17 protein-coding genes and 1 pseudogene are annotated in these 18,456 nt (G+C 58.5%); 9 read left to right on the top strand and 9 right to left on the bottom strand.

Going from position 1 to position 18,456, the window contains the following annotated elements:
- Positions 1-19 precede the first annotated feature (19 nt).
- Positions 20-1,843: pseudogene (locus tag ACR65W_RS14685) on the top strand (ABC transporter ATP-binding protein).
- 18 nt (positions 1,844-1,861) lie between these two features.
- Here ACR65W_RS14685 and ACR65W_RS14680 read toward each other — a convergent pair.
- The 5 genes from ACR65W_RS14680 to ACR65W_RS14660 form a co-directional block, all read right to left on the bottom strand.
- Entirely contained in the window at positions 1,862-3,076 is a 1,215-nt protein-coding gene (locus ACR65W_RS14680) for a glycoside hydrolase (RefSeq protein ID WP_434498905.1), read from the bottom strand.
- A gap of 33 nt (positions 3,077-3,109) precedes the next feature.
- Positions 3,110-4,405 (bottom strand): family 1 glycosylhydrolase, encoded by a 1,296-nt coding sequence (locus ACR65W_RS14675; RefSeq protein ID WP_434498906.1) that lies wholly within the window; start codon positions 4,403-4,405, stop codon positions 3,110-3,112.
- 368 nt (positions 4,406-4,773) lie between these two features.
- Positions 4,774-5,067, bottom strand: coding sequence for an HdeA/HdeB family chaperone (locus ACR65W_RS14670; protein WP_434498907.1), 294 nt, complete (start codon positions 5,065-5,067; stop codon positions 4,774-4,776).
- 17 nt (positions 5,068-5,084) lie between these two features.
- On the bottom strand, positions 5,085-5,381 hold the full coding sequence (locus tag ACR65W_RS14665) for an HdeA/HdeB family chaperone (protein WP_434498908.1): 297 nt from the start codon (positions 5,379-5,381) through the stop codon (positions 5,085-5,087).
- Positions 5,382-5,717: 336 nt separating this feature from the next.
- Complete coding sequence (locus ACR65W_RS14660) at positions 5,718-6,857, bottom strand: HupE/UreJ family protein (protein ID WP_434498909.1); 1,140 nt, start codon at positions 6,855-6,857, stop codon at positions 5,718-5,720.
- Positions 6,858-7,129: 272 nt separating this feature from the next.
- Between ACR65W_RS14660 and ACR65W_RS14655 the strand changes: the two genes are divergently transcribed.
- Positions 7,130-7,672: a copper resistance CopC family protein gene (locus tag ACR65W_RS14655; RefSeq protein WP_434498910.1), complete on the top strand. Its 543-nt coding sequence runs from the start codon at positions 7,130-7,132 to the stop codon at positions 7,670-7,672.
- Between the two features lie 130 nt (positions 7,673-7,802).
- On the top strand, positions 7,803-8,369 hold the full coding sequence (locus ACR65W_RS14650; protein WP_434498911.1) for a hypothetical protein: 567 nt from the start codon (positions 7,803-7,805) through the stop codon (positions 8,367-8,369).
- A 33-nt stretch (positions 8,370-8,402) separates the two neighbouring features.
- Here ACR65W_RS14650 and ACR65W_RS14645 read toward each other — a convergent pair whose 3' ends face one another.
- Positions 8,403-9,617, bottom strand: coding sequence for a PepSY-associated TM helix domain-containing protein (locus ACR65W_RS14645; RefSeq protein WP_434498912.1), 1,215 nt, complete (start codon positions 9,615-9,617; stop codon positions 8,403-8,405).
- Positions 9,618-10,292: 675 nt separating this feature from the next.
- On the opposite strand from ACR65W_RS14645, the gene bufA2 reads away from it, so the two are divergent.
- The 4 genes from bufA2 (at position 10,293) to ACR65W_RS14625 (ending at position 13,336) form a co-directional block, all read left to right on the top strand.
- Entirely contained in the window at positions 10,293-10,550 is a 258-nt protein-coding gene (gene bufA2, locus ACR65W_RS14640; RefSeq protein ID WP_196400661.1) for a BufA2 family periplasmic bufferin-type metallophore, read from the top strand.
- 509 nt (positions 10,551-11,059) lie between these two features.
- Positions 11,060-11,746 carry a hypothetical protein gene (locus tag ACR65W_RS14635; protein WP_434498913.1) on the top strand — a complete coding sequence of 229 codons (687 nt, stop codon included), beginning with the start codon at positions 11,060-11,062 and terminating at the stop codon, positions 11,744-11,746.
- 177 nt (positions 11,747-11,923) lie between these two features.
- On the top strand, positions 11,924-12,601 hold the full coding sequence (locus tag ACR65W_RS14630) for a hypothetical protein (RefSeq protein ID WP_434498914.1): 678 nt from the start codon (positions 11,924-11,926) through the stop codon (positions 12,599-12,601).
- A 405-nt stretch (positions 12,602-13,006) separates the two neighbouring features.
- On the top strand, positions 13,007-13,336 hold the full coding sequence (locus ACR65W_RS14625; protein WP_434498915.1) for a TIGR02300 family protein: 330 nt from the start codon (positions 13,007-13,009) through the stop codon (positions 13,334-13,336).
- A gap of 22 nt (positions 13,337-13,358) precedes the next feature.
- Here the strand turns inward: ACR65W_RS14625 and ACR65W_RS14620 are convergent, their stop codons facing one another.
- From ACR65W_RS14620 to ACR65W_RS14610, 3 genes are all read right to left on the bottom strand, one after another.
- Positions 13,359-13,481 carry a hypothetical protein gene (locus ACR65W_RS14620; protein WP_269750294.1) on the bottom strand — a complete coding sequence of 41 codons (123 nt, stop codon included), beginning with the start codon at positions 13,479-13,481 and terminating at the stop codon, positions 13,359-13,361.
- 126 nt (positions 13,482-13,607) lie between these two features.
- Positions 13,608-13,790, bottom strand: a complete 183-nt coding sequence (locus ACR65W_RS14615; protein ID WP_123176691.1) for a hypothetical protein — start codon at positions 13,788-13,790, stop codon at positions 13,608-13,610.
- A 254-nt stretch (positions 13,791-14,044) separates the two neighbouring features.
- Positions 14,045-16,231, bottom strand: a complete 2,187-nt coding sequence (locus ACR65W_RS14610; RefSeq protein WP_434498916.1) for a glycosyltransferase family 2 protein — start codon at positions 16,229-16,231, stop codon at positions 14,045-14,047.
- 346 nt (positions 16,232-16,577) lie between these two features.
- On the opposite strand from ACR65W_RS14610, the gene ACR65W_RS14605 reads away from it, so the two are divergent.
- Both ACR65W_RS14605 and ACR65W_RS14600 read left to right on the top strand, forming a co-directional pair.
- Positions 16,578-16,985 carry a recombinase family protein gene (locus ACR65W_RS14605; RefSeq protein WP_434502875.1) on the top strand — a complete coding sequence of 136 codons (408 nt, stop codon included), beginning with the start codon at positions 16,578-16,580 and terminating at the stop codon, positions 16,983-16,985.
- 782 nt (positions 16,986-17,767) lie between these two features.
- On the top strand, positions 17,768-18,456 hold a 689-nt coding region (locus tag ACR65W_RS14600; RefSeq protein WP_434502775.1), incomplete at its 3' end, for a ParB N-terminal domain-containing protein.

The following is an 18,456-nucleotide window of genomic DNA, read 5'->3' as shown; positions in this document are numbered from 1 at the left end:
GCTGGCGCGTTATAGCGCCATGCATTCTGCGCAAGACATGTCAGACGTCGCGGTTTATCGCCGGGCGCTAACATACTTCCTGCAAGACCGGGTGCGGATCGCCGCGCTTGTCGCGATGATAGCGGTCTCCGTCAGCGTGGGCCTCCTTGAGGCGTGGCCGCTGGCGGTGCTTGTCGATGCCGTGCTTTCCAGCGAGCCGAAAGGCAACTGGATACACAGCTACTTCCTCGCCGTATTGCCGGCGGACAAGCCCGGGCAGATCGCCGGTCTGGTCGCGATCGGACTTGGACTGCAACTCGTCGGATATACGGCCTGGATGGACCGCATGATGATCAACTATTACCTCAATTATCGCGGCACGACGCGGGTGCGGTTTGATCTCTTCACCAAGCTTCAAAATCTTGGCCTCACGTATCACCGCAGCCGACCGCAGGGCGATTCGATCTATCGTCTGACGACGGACGCCTTCGGCCCGTGGGGCATCGTCGACGTCGTCATTGGAACCTCGGTTGCGGCCGTAACGCTCACCGTGATGACCATTATTCTTTTGTCTCGAAACGTCAGTTTAACGCTCGCGGCATTTACCGTCGCCCCCTTCATGATATGGAGCAACTGGCGATTTGGCGTCAAAATCCACAAACACGCACTTGACTCGAAGCAGATCGACGCCGACCTGACCGCGCATATTCAGCAGGCGATGGCGCGTATACCTTTGGCGCAGGCGTTTCGTCGCGAGGCGTTCGAATTCAGACGCTTCTCCGGCGCGGTCGGCAGAAGCGTCGAGGCGCTGCTGAGTTTGAATTGGCAGGAACAGCTCTATCCTCTCGCGCGCGACGGCATTCTCTCCGTGGGCGGAGCGATCATCCTCGGCTATGGAGGCTGGCTCGTTTACCGAGACCAGTTTCTCGTGCCCGTCGCCGACGGAATGACCGTCGGGACGCTGCTCATTTTCATCGACTACTTGCGCAAGCTTTGGGACCCGCTGAAATGGCTCAGCGAGTTCTTCGCCAAAGTGCGCATCTTCGAGGCCGCTTCGCGACGGGTTTTTCGTGTGCTCGACGAACCGGAAGCCGTTGTCGATACGCCGGCGGCGCGTTGGATTTCCAGTAAGCCGCGAACTCTGACGCTCGAGCGCGTGAGTTTCGACTACGGTAGCGGCAAGCAAGTTCTCACTGACGTTTCGGCGACGATACGACCGCGCCAGATGGTGGCCTTCGTCGGAGCGAGCGGCGCCGGCAAAAGCACGCTGTTAAGTCTCATGCTTCGGTTCTACGATCCAACGAGCGGGGCGCTACGCTTGGATGGCGTCGACTTCAGGGATGTACGGCTCGAGTAGCTGAGAGCGCATTTCGCGCTCGTCGCGCAAGACAGCCTCGTGCTGCCGGCGACCATCGCAGAGAATCTCTCCTATGGCCGGCACAACGCAACGCGAGCGGAAATCGAACGAGCGGCCGAAGGCGCGGGCGCCGCCGAATTCATTCACCCTCTGCCTCATGGCTATGAGACCGTGCTGGCCGAGGGCGGCGCCAATCTCTCCGGCGGTCAGCGGCAGCGGATCGCCATCGCGCGCGCGCTGCTGTCCGACGCGCCGTTCCTGGTCCTCGACGAACCAACAAGTGCGCTCGATCCCGAGCAGGAGCGGCGGCTGATAGGAACGCTGCACCGACTAAAGGGATCACGCACAATCATTCTCGTGACGCATCGGCTGGAGTCGGTCATCGATTGCGATTGCATCTTCGTCATGAGCAAAGGACAAATCGTCGAACGCGGCGCGCACGACGCGCTCATCTCTTCAGGCGGCGCTTTCTCAAAAGCGCGCAGACGTGCGGAAGCGGCGGAGTGACGACGCGCGGGATAGCCGTCAACGCGCGGCGTAGCGCTTGCGCCTCGCAAGATTGAACTGTGAGTCGCGGCGACCTTCAGCCTCCTGCTGCGCCTGATGAAGCGCTTCGAGCGGCGCTGCGCCTTGAAGCGCCTCGGCCATCGGTTCGCACAGAAGCCGGCCTGCGGCGGGATCGCGGTGACAGAGCGGATCCCACAGGCCCATGGGCGTCCAGAGATCGCGATCATGCCACTCTGGCATTCCCAAGATCGGATAAAGGCAGGCGCCGCGTAACGGCACGTTCTGCAGCAAGAGCGCGTGGCAGGCGCTGACCACTTCGCACAGCCACGGTCCACGATTGTCCCCGACGTGGCTGGTCTCCGTGATCATGACCTCGCGGCCGTATCGCTGCCAGACGGAGAGAATGAGATCCGAGAGCGGCGCTCGGCGTGGATCATCGTCGTCAAGCGGCGGCACGTTTCCGTCAGCGTTGGGCGCGTCGTTCAACTCCCACTGATTGGTCCAGTAGTAATTGATTCCCACCACGTCCAGATGTTCAGGACTGCCGCCGAGTTCGGGCAGGAGCCTGCCGCACAACATGTCCCAGCTTTGAAACACAAGCCTGTTATTGAAATCATGCGCCTGAGGAGCAAGATCGGGCCTGTCCTTGGGACAGACGACGCGGCACAAGGGATCGACGTTCACGAAGCGCGCATCGGGACAGGCGGCGCGTATCGCATTGATTCCCGCGATTGCGCCGCGCGCGAGCGCGACCTTCAGCTCCCAGCCGCGTCCAGACCCATATGGCGCGAACAGCGCCTTCTCGCCGCCGGCATAGGCCATGAACGAAGGCTCATTGATCGGCGTGAAGACGCAGGGACCATCCATGCGCGCAGCCACGAAGCGCGCCACCGCATAGCAGTAGTCGGCGAAGCGCCGGACGAACGCCTCGGACCAGAGGTCGACGTCCTGAGGGAAACCATAGTGAAAGAGGTCCCATATCACGCCCACGTCATGGCGCTTTGCGGCTTCAATGAACGGTTCGAGCGAGGAGAAGTCGTATCGACCGCGGCAATCGACGAGCGGCCAACGAACGGTCTCACGCGCGGCGTGCAAGCCCAGTCGCGCGATGTCGGCATAGTCTTCGTCGACATTGGCGTCGTGACCTGTCGCGACGACTTGATCGAACCACTCGCCGTGCCGGTTGAAGCCTGTCGACCCCTCGAAACCCGCGAGAAAGAAGCTCTGAAACATGCCTTTACTCCCCGATCGCTCGTGGAGGCTGCGCTACGGCAGCCGTGGCGTTGGCGCGAGCGGACCCACCGCAGCCGCGCCACCGGACGTCAGTCGACGATAGGCGTCGACAAGGGGCGTCTCAACACGGTCCAGCCGCCCCGATGGATCAGGATCGAGATCCCATAGCCCCATTTGCAGAAGATGATCGTGGAGGGGCCGCAGCCCCTGACGATAGGCCCATGTCACGAGCGCGAACATCGGCCACCACGTATAGCCCACCATCGGAACGCCCTTCTCGCGCAGCGTCTTCACCGCCTCGACCGAGTCGGTGAGCCAGGCCTGCCGCTGTCTCACCGAGCCTTTGGTCGCGGTTTCCGAGATCATCATGGGCGCGCCATAACGTTCAAAATACATCTCGCCGATCTTCGTCACGAGTGCGCCAGACGCATAAGGCATTCGAATGCGCAGCCGCTCGAAACGGTCGCGCGACATCCGCTTGAGCGTGAAGATCGGGTAAAGGTTCACGCCAATGACAGAGAGCTCAAGCGGGCGTTCACGAAAGGCGTTCAGCGCGGGTTCCGTGGCGCCCTGTCCGAGAAGCCATGTCCACAGCGGATGACGCGCATCGACGCGCCCGCTGATGAGATCGAGCGCAAGGAACACAATCGCTTGACGCCGTTCCACCTCTTCGGCCAACGCCGGGTCGCTCGACTCGAAAACATCGGTGGCGTCGACATGAAAGGCGACGATATCTGGGTCGACTTCGTGCAGCGCGCGGGTCGTTTCAATGATTCCGCGACAGATCGACAGCATCACCGCAACGAAACTTGGCCAGCTGCGTCCGTAGGGCGGCCACCAGCCCAAACGTCCGCAATACCATGCGGTGATCCGAGGCTCATTCAGCGGCGTGTACCACCTGATCCTCCCCCGGAAGCGTTCAGCAAGGCGGGCAGCGTATTCTGCGACGCGCCTTGGATAGTCCGCGTTGAGGAAGGCGCGCTCCATCCAGTGCGGCAAACCGTAATGCACGAGATCGACGATCGGATCGATGTTAAGTTCGAGCATGCGTTCGAGCGCGGCGTCGACGAAGCTGAAATCCCAGACCTTGGGCTCAGGTTGCACGCGATGCCAGGGCACGCCATAGCGCGCGCAGGGGACCCCCAACCGCGCCATCAGCGCGATGTCCTCTCCCCACCGCCGGTAGTGATCCGTCAACTCATATTCGTCGAGCATGCGCCCGGTTCTCGGATGCGGAGCGGTAATGAACGTGTCTTCAATGCCCGTCGCCCACAGAAAGGCGCCAGGCGCAGTGAGCCGATCGAGTTCCCTTGCGCTCGGAAGCATCATGCGCAGTTCATCGACGCGACGGCGAATGGCTCGCCGGCCCGAGGGTTTCCGCGGTGTGGAACAACAGGCAGCGCTGGCGCGAATCCGATGACGCAGCAGCGTCGTTCATCGCAGGCGTCCTCCGTCTCTTCGCCGTGTATCGTTCGTGAGCCGCCGCATTCGCGCGCTCACGCTCGAGCCTGCAGCGGCGGGCCGGCCCCTACCTTAACCCTAAAGATCGGCGTCGGTTCCGCCGCGCCGGCGCATCACCTTCTGGCTGCGAAGAGAGTCGGAAGCCGACAGACTGCCGCGTTGGAGCTGTGAGCAATGAAATTCATAAACAAACCGCAAAGCGCACGGCCGACTCCTGGCCGTGCGCTCCATTCGGGTCAGCGGGCGTTCTTCTGGATCGCATCCATGAGGGAAGAATTGGGCTTCTTCTTGCAGTAATGCGTGATCTTATCCGTATTGCGTCTCACGTAGCGTGAATCGATCACCGTGATATTGTTCTTGGAGCTGAAATAGCCCCTCATCCAGTTGGCGACAAAGTCCTGGGTGTCTGCATCATATTCGGCGAACTGCTTGCAGGTGATTTCCGACATCTCGATCGTGACCTGCGCGTTGGCCGGAACGGCGAGGGCGACTGCGGCGAGAGCGCCTGCGAAAATAAGTTGGCGATTCATGTGGTTCCCCGTTCCTGTTACTTCTGCTCAAAAGCGCGCTGCAAACCCGCCATGACCGACTCATTCGGATTGGAAGCGCACCAGCTCTTCACGCTGGCGGAATTTTTCCGGAATAAGTTCACGTCGATAAAGGTTCGGCCGCTTTTCTGCGCGAACCACCCACCCATAAACGCCCCGAAGTCTGCTTGATCGCTGGCCGGCATCGCCAACAATTCCCCGCAGGTGATGCGGGTCATGTCGATCTTGACCTGCGCGTTGGACAGCGAAGGCGCGAGCGCTCCCGCCGTGGCAAGCGCAAATATCAGTTTCCTCATAAGATTTCCTCCGATAAAACCAGATTTCCGAAGCGCCGCCTCATCCCGCGGCTTTCGCAGGGCAAAGGGCTCGTCAACGCTGGCGGTTCCGACGATCGCCCGCGCCTAACGCCCCGCCCCGGCGCACTTGAACTAAACATTAAAAAAATGAAAGTCCATCGGCGTGATTTGACCATCCTTAGCCGCTCCGGAGCCTTTCCGTTTTGCAGGCCCGGGCATTTAAGCTTTTCCGGGCATCATCAACCAGTTCGCCCTTGTGGTCAGTTTCACTTTTAAAAACAGTTTTAGGCGAAGCGGTCATTCAATTCAGGCGAACGCAGAGCCTGGATAATTTCCCTAGCCCAGCTCGGAAACGCGCACAAAAAACCAATAAGCGCCAAAGCAGGCGATAATCGCTGAGCAGACCTGAACGAGGAGCGGACTGCGCTGACCGCGCGTGAAAATCTTATCTGTCATAAGAAGTAAGGGGAGAACGATGAGCACGACGCCGATCTGCCCGACTTCGACGCCAATGTTGAAGCTCGCCAGCGCCGGCACGATGGCGCGTTGAGGAACGCCGAGTTCGATCAGACCGCTCGCGAATCCAAAGCCATGGATGAATCCAAACGCGAATGTGTCTCGCCAGCGACCGTCGACCTTGCGCGTAAAGAAGTTCTCAACCGCGACGTAGATGATCGACAGGGCGATTGCGATCTCCACCCAACGGCTCGGCAGATTGACGAGTTGAAGCGCCGCGAGCGACAGCGTCACCGAATGCGACACTGTGAAAGCCGTCACAATCTTGACGACGGGCCAGATGCGCGTCGCCCACAGCATCACAGCGATCAGGAAGCACAGATGATCATAGCCCGTCACGATGTGCTCGACCCCGGCGGACAAAAATTTAGGCGCAAGCTCCCAAGGCGTCAGCAACGGCTTGGAAAGATCGATCATCGGGTCGCCGGGATAGATCATCACCTGCCCGGGCGCCGGCTCCCGGCCCATGCGCTGCGCCTCGGTCAGATTGGATTCATCGCTTTTCTCCCCGATGCTGACGAGTTGTTTGGCACGCGGTCCCTGCGCATCAAGAAGTCTGAACGGATTGTAAAAAATCTGTCCTTGAACCGCGCTGCAGTCCATCCGCAGCACGACTCTTGAGTCATAAGGATTAGTCGGATCATCGCTGACCGAAACGACCGTGCTCGCGCAGGTCCGACCTTCCGCATTCTGCAGATCGACGCCCGCCTGAATGAACTTGCCGATCATGCCTTCGATCACGCCGGGCTCGGTGAGATCGACCTCGTCGCTCTTCGGTTTGTTCTCGGCGAACATGCGCTCGATGTCAGTCCCCAGAAAGCCGACCTCGACGCGATAAAGACCGTGCCCTGCCGGCACGATTCGGCTGCTGGAAATATTCGCCGTATGGGCGCGCGCCGCCGGCGCACTCGCGAAAAACGCCACAACGACAGCGACCGCGCCGCTCAGCAACCACACCATCGGGCGGACTCCCTTGACGCGCCGCGCGCCTGCGGCGTATGCACTTTGCTAAAAAGATGCATATCGAGGGAGAAGCGCAAGCTCAAGTCCATCATCGCGGCAGCCTTGCGCGAGGGGCGCTGAACGTTATGCGATACGATTTTTTGGCGCCGCGGCGGAATGGCGTCGCTGGTCAAGTCTGTGACAAGATGAGCAAATCGGCGTCTCGCGGCCCGACGCATTCTTTGCGCGCGAGCAGGCTCGGAAATGATTATTGAATCGGACTTCGCCCCATGACGAAGAGCGGACAGGCAAGAGTCTCCCGTCGAAAAAGCCCTTCCTGGATGTCGATCGACCGGCATGCGCGCCTGCTATCGCTTGCTGGGGCGATTCTGTCAGTCGGCGCGACGCCTGAACCCGCCACGGCGTACGGAACTGTCTCTGATTCCCCAGGTCACGATCAGCAGCTTAGCCCTACCCCCGCGATCGAACTCACCGGCCCGCCGCGAGAGCCGCAACGCCCGGCGATCATTCTGGCGCATGCGATCGTTGTCCGCACGTCGCCCGCGGAAGGCGGCGTCGGCGCCGAAGACATCGGAAAAGTGGACGTGTGGTACGACGCCGGCATTCGCGACGCCTTCGCCGCATTGGCGGTTGTGAGCGCGTCGGGCGAAAGGGTCGACAAGCGCGACGCGGCGATTGACAGCGCCGATCCAAGTCATGTGTCGGTGAGCGTGAACCGGTTGAATCCCGGCAAATACACCGCTCGCTATCGGGCGCTTTCGGCTGACGGCCATCTCGTCAGCGGCGCTTGGGAGTTCGAGGTGCGCCCTTGATGCGCGTCCTTGAGGCGCGCCGGCAAGAGCAGAGCGCGTATCGAAGGCGCGAGGGCGCGCGATTGGCGGTTATGATCAGAGGATTCGTGCGAAAACCGCTCTTCGGCGTAAGGGAAGGAAACAGAAAGCGATGAGTCCTGGCCGTCTGAACGTACTGGTTTTCGCAGGAATCGTGCTGCTGATTGGCGTCAACGGCGCGGCGTTTTCCTATCGCCTATGGGGTCCGGCCCTCAATCAATATGTGGACGACTTTTGGAAGGCGCATACGCTAAAACCAGCCGTGAAGGCGGGCGATCGCACGATTTCGGAATGTCTTGGGGTCAGCGATTTCTACTCCGTGCACCTCACGACATATTTCCTGCCAGACTCCGAAGAGAGCGCCGGAGGGACGACGGACGATTTGAGCAAATATGCCGAATATTGCGATCGTGTGCCCGGAACGGGAAAGGTGATTTTTTCCGTCACCCTCATGGAAAAAGACGCGAGAAACGAATCCGTCGCGCTTTCCTTCTATCAAGTCGATACGGATGGCGGTCTCAAACAGATCAATGCTCTGCCGTCTCGGCCCCGCTCAAGCGGCTTTGTGACTTTGGACGCGAACGTCGCTCACAAGGGGAAATACCTGCTCAAGCTCGCCTTTGGCGAGGCGAAGAACGCCGAGGACACCATTGAGATGCCGATTTTCGTCGGGCAATGATCAGAGCTTTGCAAAGCGAACCGGCGCGATTGTTCAATATCTCGCACGCCTTCGCGCGCGGCGCTTTTGTCGCCACCGCAAAAAGCCCGTGACATAAAGCGCAAGCGGCGTCAGCCCGATAAAAAGAACGATCGAACGTCCGATCGCGCCGAAAGCTTCGCCCGAATGCAGCGGGAATAGCCATTCCAGAAATTTCTCGCCGGCGGTGAAGCCATTGCGATCTTGCACTTGGAGGACTCGGCCGCTGTACTGGTCGACGCTGACATTTCGGCTTGTTTTGGTTCGGTTGGGTTCATCGTCCGATTGTTTGCCCACGACATAGACGCCGCTCGGCGCGCTTGGCAGAAGAATCCAGTGGAGCCGTCCATCGGGAAAGATTTTATCGGCGGCCGCAACCGCCGCGCCGACGCCGATCGGCGATTGGCCTGGAAGCGGCTTCGATTTTCCATAATCAAGATTAGGATGCACTGGAGAAAACAAGGTCGTCACCGACTGCGTCGCCGGCTTGAAGATCATGGCGACGCCAGTGAATAACATGACCAGCAAAATGGCGGCGCAGTAAATTCCGACGTTCCGATGTATGTCGAAGGCAAGTCTTTCGGCGCTGGCGCCCCATTTGATTTTCAATCCCAGTCGCCAATCGCCATTGAGTGGGAACCACAGATAAAGTCCGACGAGGATGGAGATGAAAACAAGTATGGCGAGCGAACCGAGGACATAGGCGTTGTTGACTCCAAGCAGCAACGTCCAATGGAAGGTCATGAGAAACGGGATGAGAGGCTGCGAAAACGGCCTGTCGCGATGCTGATAAAGGCGCTGCCCTTTGACCTTCGCCGTGTAGGGATCGACGAACAGCTGATATACGTCGGTCTCAAGATCGTCCGTCTCAACCATAAAGGTTATCGCCGCAGCCGAGCCCGGATAGCGCGGCATCGTCAGTCTTTCCGCCTTGCCGTCGGCCGGCATCGCCGCGAAAGCGGCGCCGAGAATGTCGTCCGGCGAGCGGTAAGAAGCCTGCGCGGGCGTATCAACGCGCATGATTGAAGCGTTCAGCACTTCGTCGATATCCTCGCGAAACGCCAGAACCGCGCCGCTGAGCCCGACCAAAACGAACACCGCCCCGACGAAGAGGCCGATGGTTCGATGAAGCTGCAGAAAGACCTTGCGTGCGACTTCGCGCCGGCGCCCGATACGCGACGGCGACGCCGCGCCTCTGTTGGGGCGGGCTTCGATCGTTCTCTCAATCATTGTGTTTACTACGGTCCGCCAGCGCTTTCGCGCCTCCATCGGCATCTAATCCCACCCGTTTCGGGCGACCTTGTCAACTGAAGCTGCGGCGCTCAGGCGACGCCATGTCTGACGTCACGCGCCATCAAATACGGCTGTTGCAGGCGACCGGAGCTTCGGCCTCATGGCGCTGAATGCGGTCAGCGCCGGCGCATCCTTTGCGATGACATCACTTCTTCTCGCGCCGCCGCTCGACGAGCAAATAAACCATGCCGCCAATCGCGACGATTGCCCATGTCGCAACCGCCAGGAGCCATGTTTGTCCGCTCCACATTTCGCCTTCCCGCGAATTGCGCCCTCAACTCGCGCGTGTGCTTGGCTGAAGTTTGCGACGCCTTGCAGCGCCACCGCCTGCGAGCGAATCTGAGGCGACTTTAATGGTCACGCCGGCCTAGTATGAATAATTGCATATAGCATCATACTCGAAATGTCAAGCAATTCAGCTCCGAACACGGGTTTTGTCGAGTGCTCGCCGCAAAATCCAAGCGCGATGCGTCGCAGACGATGGCGCATGTCTCCGACTTCCGCGAAGTTCTCCTTTGGTTGCCATTATCTTCAGGTCATGCTTGCTTTCCACGAGAGGGCGAAGCATGCCGATCGCCTTCGAGAAGAGTCAGAAAGCGAAGAGGGGGACAAATGAAAAATGATGTGTGCAAGGGTGCGACGCTGGCCGTTGCCGCTGTTTCAATCGTTCTCGCTGGCGCTGCGCCGCCCGCAAAGGCGGCCTCGACGGGCAAGGTGCATTGCCTCGGCGTCAACAGCTGTAAGGGCAAGGCCGACTGTCACTCGCCCAAAAACGCGTGCAAGGGCATGAACTCTTGCAAGGGCCAGGGCTGGGTCTTTAAGGAGACGGCCGCGGCCTGCGAAGAAGCAGGCGGTAAGGCTCTCGACTGACCCTCGCCTCATAGGACGGCGCGACTTCGGGTCGACGCGAGTCTCTGAACCTTCGACGAAATTGCCGCGCACGCCGGCGCGCTCGCCTCTTGACCTGGGGCGGACGTTTGGTGGCGTGGTGCCGCGTCATTGCTTTTGCAGCGCGCGCCACTGATCGCCTGAGCGGCACGGAGACGAACATCGAGCCCCCGCGAGGGCGTGTAGCGCCGATCGCCCGTATCGGCGTGTAGCGCCGATCGCCCGTATCGGGTGGAGATCCGCGCGATCGAGCGTCAAGCTTGATCGCGACGGCGCGCATTCCAAAACATTAACTCAGCCCCGACGCGGAAGCCTCGCGGTTCGCGCACCCTCGGGACTTTTTTTTGCGCTTCCAAACTCCAGCGTCGGCCGGGTGGAGCGCGCGGCCAGGCCCAGAGCTAAGTTTGGGCGCTCGGCGGGGATCTTTGCCGGCGGCAAACGGCCGCTAATTAGATCTTGTCTTTTGGGGGCATCGAAGCTGAGAGGCGAACATGTCGATAACGGTCGGCGAATCCACTTTTCCCGAGCGCGCCAGGCAGGGCGGCTTGATCGATGATGTTGGCGGCGTTGCAACCGTCATCCTCGCTATTTTCGGACTCATCGGCCTCGAGGCGCCGATCATGGCCGTGATCGCGACAATTGTGTTCGGCATCACGCTCTTGATCCAGGGCAACGGCATGATGTCTGAGTATGCCAGATGTTCTGTTCTGCTCGGCGGCAAGTCTTCGATCAACGGGTTCGCCGCCAGCAGCCGTTCGGCGGTTATTCTGCTCGGAGCCGGCGGCATCGCTCTAGGCGTGCTTTCGCTGCTGGACTTCGACTCGGCAGTGCTGACGCCAATCGCGTCAATCCTGTTCGGGAGCGCGCTGGTCTTGAGCAGCGTCTCTGTGTGGCATCTTAATGTCGTCAGACGCGCCTCCAAGGGCGAGGAGTCTTCGAGAGACATTCTTGCAAACCAAATGGCTTTTGATTCCGCCGGCATTCAGATCTTCGGCGGCTTCGCCGCAGTCGTGCTCGGCGTTCTGGCCGTGTCCGGGACTAGGAATGACCTTACGTTCAACCTCGTAGCGCTGCTCATTCTCGGCTCCGCGCTCGTGCTGAAGGGAGGCAGCCTGAACGCCATCCTCCTCAGCTTTATGCGTTCAACCACGCGACGGCCGCCGACTCCGCGCGTGTGACGCGCAAGTTGAACCGACCTTGCACGGGCTGCGGCTTGGCTTGCGGTCTCAAAAAGAGCCGCATTTAAGCCTGAGCGGCGTAACGCGCTGTAGATCTTGACTGGATGAATCCCGCGCTATCTGGAATCGCGCGCGCTCTTGCTCGTGTGGAGATATCGCAAGTCTGGAGACACTGTCATGTCCATTACTTCTCGAGAGTCGACATTTCGTGAAACGGCGGCGTATGGGGGCCTAGTCGACGCAATCGGCGGTCTAGCCACCGTTGTTATCGCCATTGTTGGATTATCGGGCGTGAATGCGCCGATGATGGCTTCGGTCGCGACGATCGTCTTCGGCGCCGCCTTGTTGATTCAGGGCGGAACCATGCTGTCGGAATACGCCCAGATTATCTTTCCAGCAGGCTCAAGAACCACGAACGTCGAGGGATTTGGCGGCAGCAGCCTGTCCGTCGTCTTCCTCGCCGGCGCGGCCGGCATCGTTCTTGGCGTGCTTTCGCTGCTCGGCATTGAGCCTGCAACGCTAACGCCGATCGCCGCGATCGCGTTCGGGTCTGCCCTAATTCTGAGTAGCAATGCCGTGTGGCAACTGCATGTGCTCAGCCAAGAGTCGCTGAGGAGCAGAAATCAAGCTGGCGCTGGCGGCAGTGAAATTCTCGCGAGCGAGATGGCCTTTGGCTCAGCAGGCATTCAGGCGCTCTCGGGTTTGGCCGTGATCGTGCTCGGGATTCTCGCGATCGCGGGCGCGGCGAATGATCTGACCCTCAACCTGGTCGCGTTGCTCGCCCTTGGCGCGACGATCGTGTTCACGGGCGGTAGCCTGAGCGCCACCCTGTTGAACTTTATGCGCGCGCCTTAACAGGTCGCGCGAGCGCCGTCTGACGGTGCGAGGATCGCAAACTCGCATCGTCTCTCCGTGGCCGCCGCAATCCGAGCCGGCGGTCTTGGCGTATTGTTGTGTTTTTTTGCACCCGTTCCGACTGTGAACGGCGTTGCATTTTTCGATGTTGATGACCTGGACCCCTGTAGCGGGCCGGCTGCCGCCTTGTATTCCGATGATCGCATCCCCAAATATTAAAAGCGGTTTCTGCGAGCTTCGCGGCGTCATCTCGAAATATTGTCAGCCGATCGTCTCCGCCGTGCTAACACTCCGTAGCCACTGAACTGGCAGAGAGACGCTTGGCGCCGAGTCGTCCCCAGGGGCGATAACAATACACCCTGCCGCGCCAGCGTCCGCAGTCCGAACTTCGAAGGGATAGACTCAATGGCCAAAGCTGAACTTGGCGTGAAGCGCCGATGCCTGACTTGCGCAACTGCTTTTTACGATCTCAATCGCCTGCCCATCGTCTGCCCAAAATGCGCCGCTGCCTTTCAAGTCGTGGAGGTCTTGCGTTCGGCGGCAAGGCGACCGTACTCGGCAGGTTTCGCCAGGCCCACGCCAGTTGCGCCGGTCATCCAACCGGTCGTCGATGATGTTCTCTTGTCAACGGCTGATGAGGAGGAAGACTCAACGGCCGATGAGGAAGAAGAGAGCATTGATGAGGTATTGGAAGAAGTCGACGAAGCGGACGTCGTCGAAACCGCCACCGAATAAGCTGCTGACGTTCTGACGCCGCTTAATCGAGGCTGGGATCGATCCCTGCCAAGGACAAGGCGAAGACGACGATGCACAGGGCGAGCGCAACCGTGACGCCGACAAGCGGCGCGGCAAAGCTTGGGAGTTTTTTAAGGAAGCGCATGAACCTGTTCGCTTGAGAAAGATCGCGATCTAAATGGCGAGCCGTTAAGAGTAGGTTTATTGACCGCTGTCAAGTGGGAAAACGAAGCTCGGCGACCGCCCATCGACAATTTGCCCTATCAACCGTTTATTTGCGCCGTGTTCGACGCCAGGCGTTGAAGATCCAGGCGCCGACGAGCAGCACTAAAAGATAGACGATCGCCGCCAGAGCCAGTTCCGGGAGCTGATCCGCCACCGCTGGCCAAAAAAGGAAGGCGAGGAGAGTGACGACTCCTGCGACAAGGGCAGCCAAGAGCGCATCGTAATGCATCGTCCGCGAAGCCTCCGACCTGAACGCCAGTCCGATGAACTCGGTTCTGGCCCGACGTGGAGTGGATCAATCCCCTTCTGGAAACGTCGCAGCTGAAATCATGCTTGGCGCGCCAAAAACATAGCGGCAATGGCCCGTCAAAAATTATCGACGCCGAGACGCGGTCCGCTGCAAGCAGCCGCTCGCACAAATGCGGTCCAATAAACCCCGCTCCTCCAGTTACCAGATTTCGGTTCCGCATGATCCATGATCAGTCACCAACTCCAGAGTTTGCTGCCAATTTGTGAAAAGAATGGCGCGTGGAGCACCCGTCCCATTGTGAGAAACAGTTCCGCGGCAGGTTTCAGCCACGGCCGTGGAGCGAAACTCTTGTGGTCGGCTCGGCGAAGTCCGGCGTCCCTCACACCATCCACGAGAAATCGGAATTTGTCCTCCCCTATCAATGTGGTGAGCGTTTCCGCTTTCGAATGGAGGGCGTTCTCTAAATGGAGATCAAGCTTTTTGAATTGTGGGAAATCGGGACTGACGACACAAGCTTTCTGCATTAGAACAAGCGCCTCCGTATAGCGATAGACGCCCATTTTGCGCACGAAAAAATCGGCGTTATCGATCAATCGATCGACGACTGCACGCCAAGCGTAGTGCTCGGCCTTAAACGCCTTTTCCGGATCTGCGGCGTGAACTCCAAAAAGCTCAGCGTGATTTGAGAATCCATTTCCACCATGGATCCGATAGATGGTGAGCGGAATATCGATCAGCACGGCGCCGCTCACCAGGCACACCCCCTTATTCAAGTAGGTGTCTCCGTGAAACTTTAGGTTCATGAGATTTTCGTCGCCGAGAAACATCTCCACTGCATCGCGCCGAAAGCAGTTACCCGACGTTGGCGCGTAGACCCAATCGCCCCAAGCGCCCGACTCAACGAGATGGACGCGTTTTTCAATGTCATTGAGCAAAGTGTTTTTCAATGGCCATAAGTCTGCCGTACAGCAATCGATGCGACGAAAAATGTTGCTGCGCAGACCCAGCCCTGAGGCCGCATAGTTGCTCAAATGGCTCCAACAAGCCCTGACAATACGATCCCCCCTTGTTTGCAACATGTCTGAAGAAGTGAATCCTACAGGGATGCGCACGGACAAATGGACGAAGACATGTGTTTCGACAAAGGTGGATAGCAGCAAATCATCGGCGTCGAGAAATACGACGTATTCGCCGCAGCTCGCGGCAAGACCGGTTCTGAAGGCTGCAGTCTGACCGCCGTTCGTTTCATGCCGTATCACCTTTACGGCGGCTTCACGCCGCTCGATGCCGTCGAGCACAGCGCCGCTCTCATCGGTCGAGGCGTCATCAACGATGATGCATTCGATATGAGGGTAGGTTTGCGCCTCAACAGAGGCAACCGCATCAAGTAAAAACTGCGCATAATTGTAATTTGTGATGATAACACTTACCAGGGGCAATTTAAGCTTGCCCGCTCCCGGCAGATTGAGATTCATGGTATTGGGTCCATGCATTGTACGAGTTTCGGAACGATTCATTCGCTGAAAAGCAACCTGCTCAATTTTTTTTCTAAGACGTTGATGGCGGTCCCACTGATGAGCAATCTCGCTTATCTCGCCATTCTCATTGAGGACGCGCCCTTTTTCGTCACAATCCAAACTATCTCCCTGGACATAGTGTAGCGCAGCCACTCGATCGAAGTTCGCCATTCTTTTTGTTGTTCGACACAGGCCCTTATAAAAAAGATAATTATGAATTGCCTGATCAACCCCATGAGCCATACGCTTATCTTCTGTTAAAGCAAGGCTTGCGAGCTGCATATGTATAAGATAGTCAAATATTCCCCGGGCGCGGCCGCAGACAGTGCCTGCACACGAAATATTTTCGCTGGCTAACTCTTCAAGTATTTTGGATCCGAACGTATTCGATATCCATTTCGAATTATAGGCGCAATCGCCGATGGTTATTTCAGAATTCTCGAAATGGTATTCGAGTCCATGACATGGGTTACTAAACAGCTGTTTCTGAAAAATGACATCCCGAACATCCGTCAAAAGAACCTGATCATATACTTTGCCCTCCATCAATTGCTTGCGCAAAAAGTGTAGGAAGTCAAAAAATCTTACCATCGCGACATGCGCGCGTGGGAAGTCGTGTTGGGCGAAAGTGCAGGTTGTTATCGATCTCGAGGTGAGATAGCGCTTTAAAGCTGTTGCGTCGCGATCAATAAAAACGACCGCCTCGGTATTTTCGCGCCTCATCTCTTGAAGCGACTCGACCCATGGCGCAATCGTTTGGGGTTCGTAACCAAGGGCGAGACCCAAAACAAGATCCCCACGCGTTGGCGGGAGTTCGTCTGGCAACGCCTGCTCGAAAGCAACTAGGTCTGAACGGAGCTTGTTGATAGGCTCCGAGGCCAACTCATCGATAATATACCGCATCGTCTCTATACTCGCATCTCAAAGCGGTTACATATGGCGTGCCCATTCAGGCGTGTTCTTCATATTAACTATCGGGGGCTGTCGATTGGCGATTCAGGCGGGACTCGCCTGTCATTCAAATTCAATGGCTGCTGGGACTGAAGTGACCGTTCGGGCATTTCAGTCGAGACTGGTGCAGGCGCCTTGGGCAATCAACAGGTTCTTTCCTACATATTCGCGAGATCGTCGGACCTCGTGACCATGCGTTCGAACAGCCGACCAAGATGAGGCGCGCCGCCAACAGGGCGCTCAACCCGCGCGGTTCGCTGACGAGCGAAACGACTTCAGTGACCTCTGCGCATGGCGCATCCCGCACGCTTTCGCGGGATGTGGACGGCGACGCATCATCGACTTCATTCATACGGAGACGACCGTTGTCAACCCCAATGAGTCCAAGGTCGCGACGCTGATCAATAAAGCCGGCGGGACGTCATCTCGCAATCCCGTCACCAGGGTGAAAAAATCCCGCTATACTTTCCTAAAAAGCCTCTTGACGGCCTACAAAGTCGATCGGCTGACGCGCTCGCACGCCGACTTCGCCAAGATAGTCGATGTGCTCGACGCTCACAAAGCCTCCGTCGTCTCGGTAATGCAGCAATTATACGACCGCGACCGCCTGAAGGCGGAATTCGGCGCCGAATTATGGAAATTCTTGGCTGAGGACGCAGTCTTCCGCGAACCGGTCTCCCCTCCCCCCTCCCTGGCTCAAGAATAAAAACAGGGAAAATTCAGGCTTCACCCCCGTCGTCTGCGACGAAACCCACGTGATTTCAGTGTCATGACGTCGTTTTCCTGCTGCAAAAACAGGGACGCATGTAGCCAGAATCCGGGGACGCGGGCCTGTTATCAGGTGAATTTCTTGTCGTTACCCGGGATCGGGTTGTCGTTAGCCGGGATTCGATTGCCGTTATCTGGATTTCGGTTGCCGTTGAGCGGGATGAGCGCGCCGTTAGGCGGGATATGCGAGTCGCTATCTGGAATGGCGGCGCCGTAGGGCGGGAGGGTGTTGTCGGCCTGCGAAACCGCCTTGCGTATTGCGATCGAACTAGGTGATTCGGGATTTCGACCCCGTCCCCCGGGTCTGGAATGGCCCTCGACGGACCTCTTGAGCGAGGCGCCTGCTGTGCAAGGGCGCCCTAACCGCATCGACGGGCGCAATGCGCTCGAAGCAACGCCAGTATTCTGCAAGCATTCTGACGAGTATAAAGCGCCTTCTGAAACGCGCCGGTTCTTAAACGGCCCTTAAAGGGGCTTTAAAGGGCCTTTGAAGAGGCCCCTCCCCGCCGCGAATTTTGTTGCTACAGAAATAGCCTCCGGTGTGCAAATCTATACGTGAAATACCATTGAATCGGTGTTTAAAGGCGCTTTCCCCAAGCTTATCCCCGTTTGGAATATTGACGAGTGGAATCTGTCTGTGAAAGCCTTTGCGTAATTTGATCGGCGGTCGCGGCGCTAAGCGCCAAGCCGGTCCCGCCAAAATTGCTGTTGAGGCAGACCATGAACGCCACTCCGCCCGCCATCGAATTGCGACCCGTAACCTCTCTCAAGCCTTATGCAAACAACGCGCGGCGTCATTCGCGGAGACAGATCCGGCAAATTGCGGAGAGCATTCGCCGCTTCGGCTTCACTAATCCGGTCCTGATCAGGGACGACGGCGGCATTATCGCCGGCCATGGCAGGGTTATGGCCGCGCAGGAGTTGGGCCTCGAAGCGGTCCCGACGTTGAAATTGTCGCATCTCACGCCCGAGGAAGTCCGCGCCTATGTCATCGCGGACAATAAGCTCGCCCTTAACGCCGGCTGGGACAACGACATGCTGGCGATCGAGTTTCAGGCGCTGATCGACACGGAGTTCGACCTCTCGTTCACCGGCTTCTCTTTGGCGGAGATCGATCTCACCTTCGATCAGGCGCGGGAGGCTTCGGTCGAGACGCCGGATGGACTCGACGTCATCCCAGATTTACCCGAAGCGGCTGTAACACGCTCGGGCGATCTCTGGATCCTGGGAAAACACCGGCTGCTGTGCGGCGACGCGAGGGAGAAGCGTGATTACTCCCGTCTGCTTGGCGCAGAGAAAGCCGATCTGATCTTCACGGATCCGCCCTACAATGTCGAGATCGACGGCAATGTCACCGGGCTCGGACGCCACAGCCACCGGGAATTCGCCATGGCCTCGGGCGAGATGTC

The organism is Methylocystis sp., from assembly GCF_051062815.1.
Taxonomy (GTDB): Bacteria; Pseudomonadota; Alphaproteobacteria; order Rhizobiales; family Beijerinckiaceae; genus Methylocystis.
The sequence above is the reverse complement of the archived record's forward strand: the minus strand, read 5'-3'. Positions and strand labels throughout refer to the sequence as shown.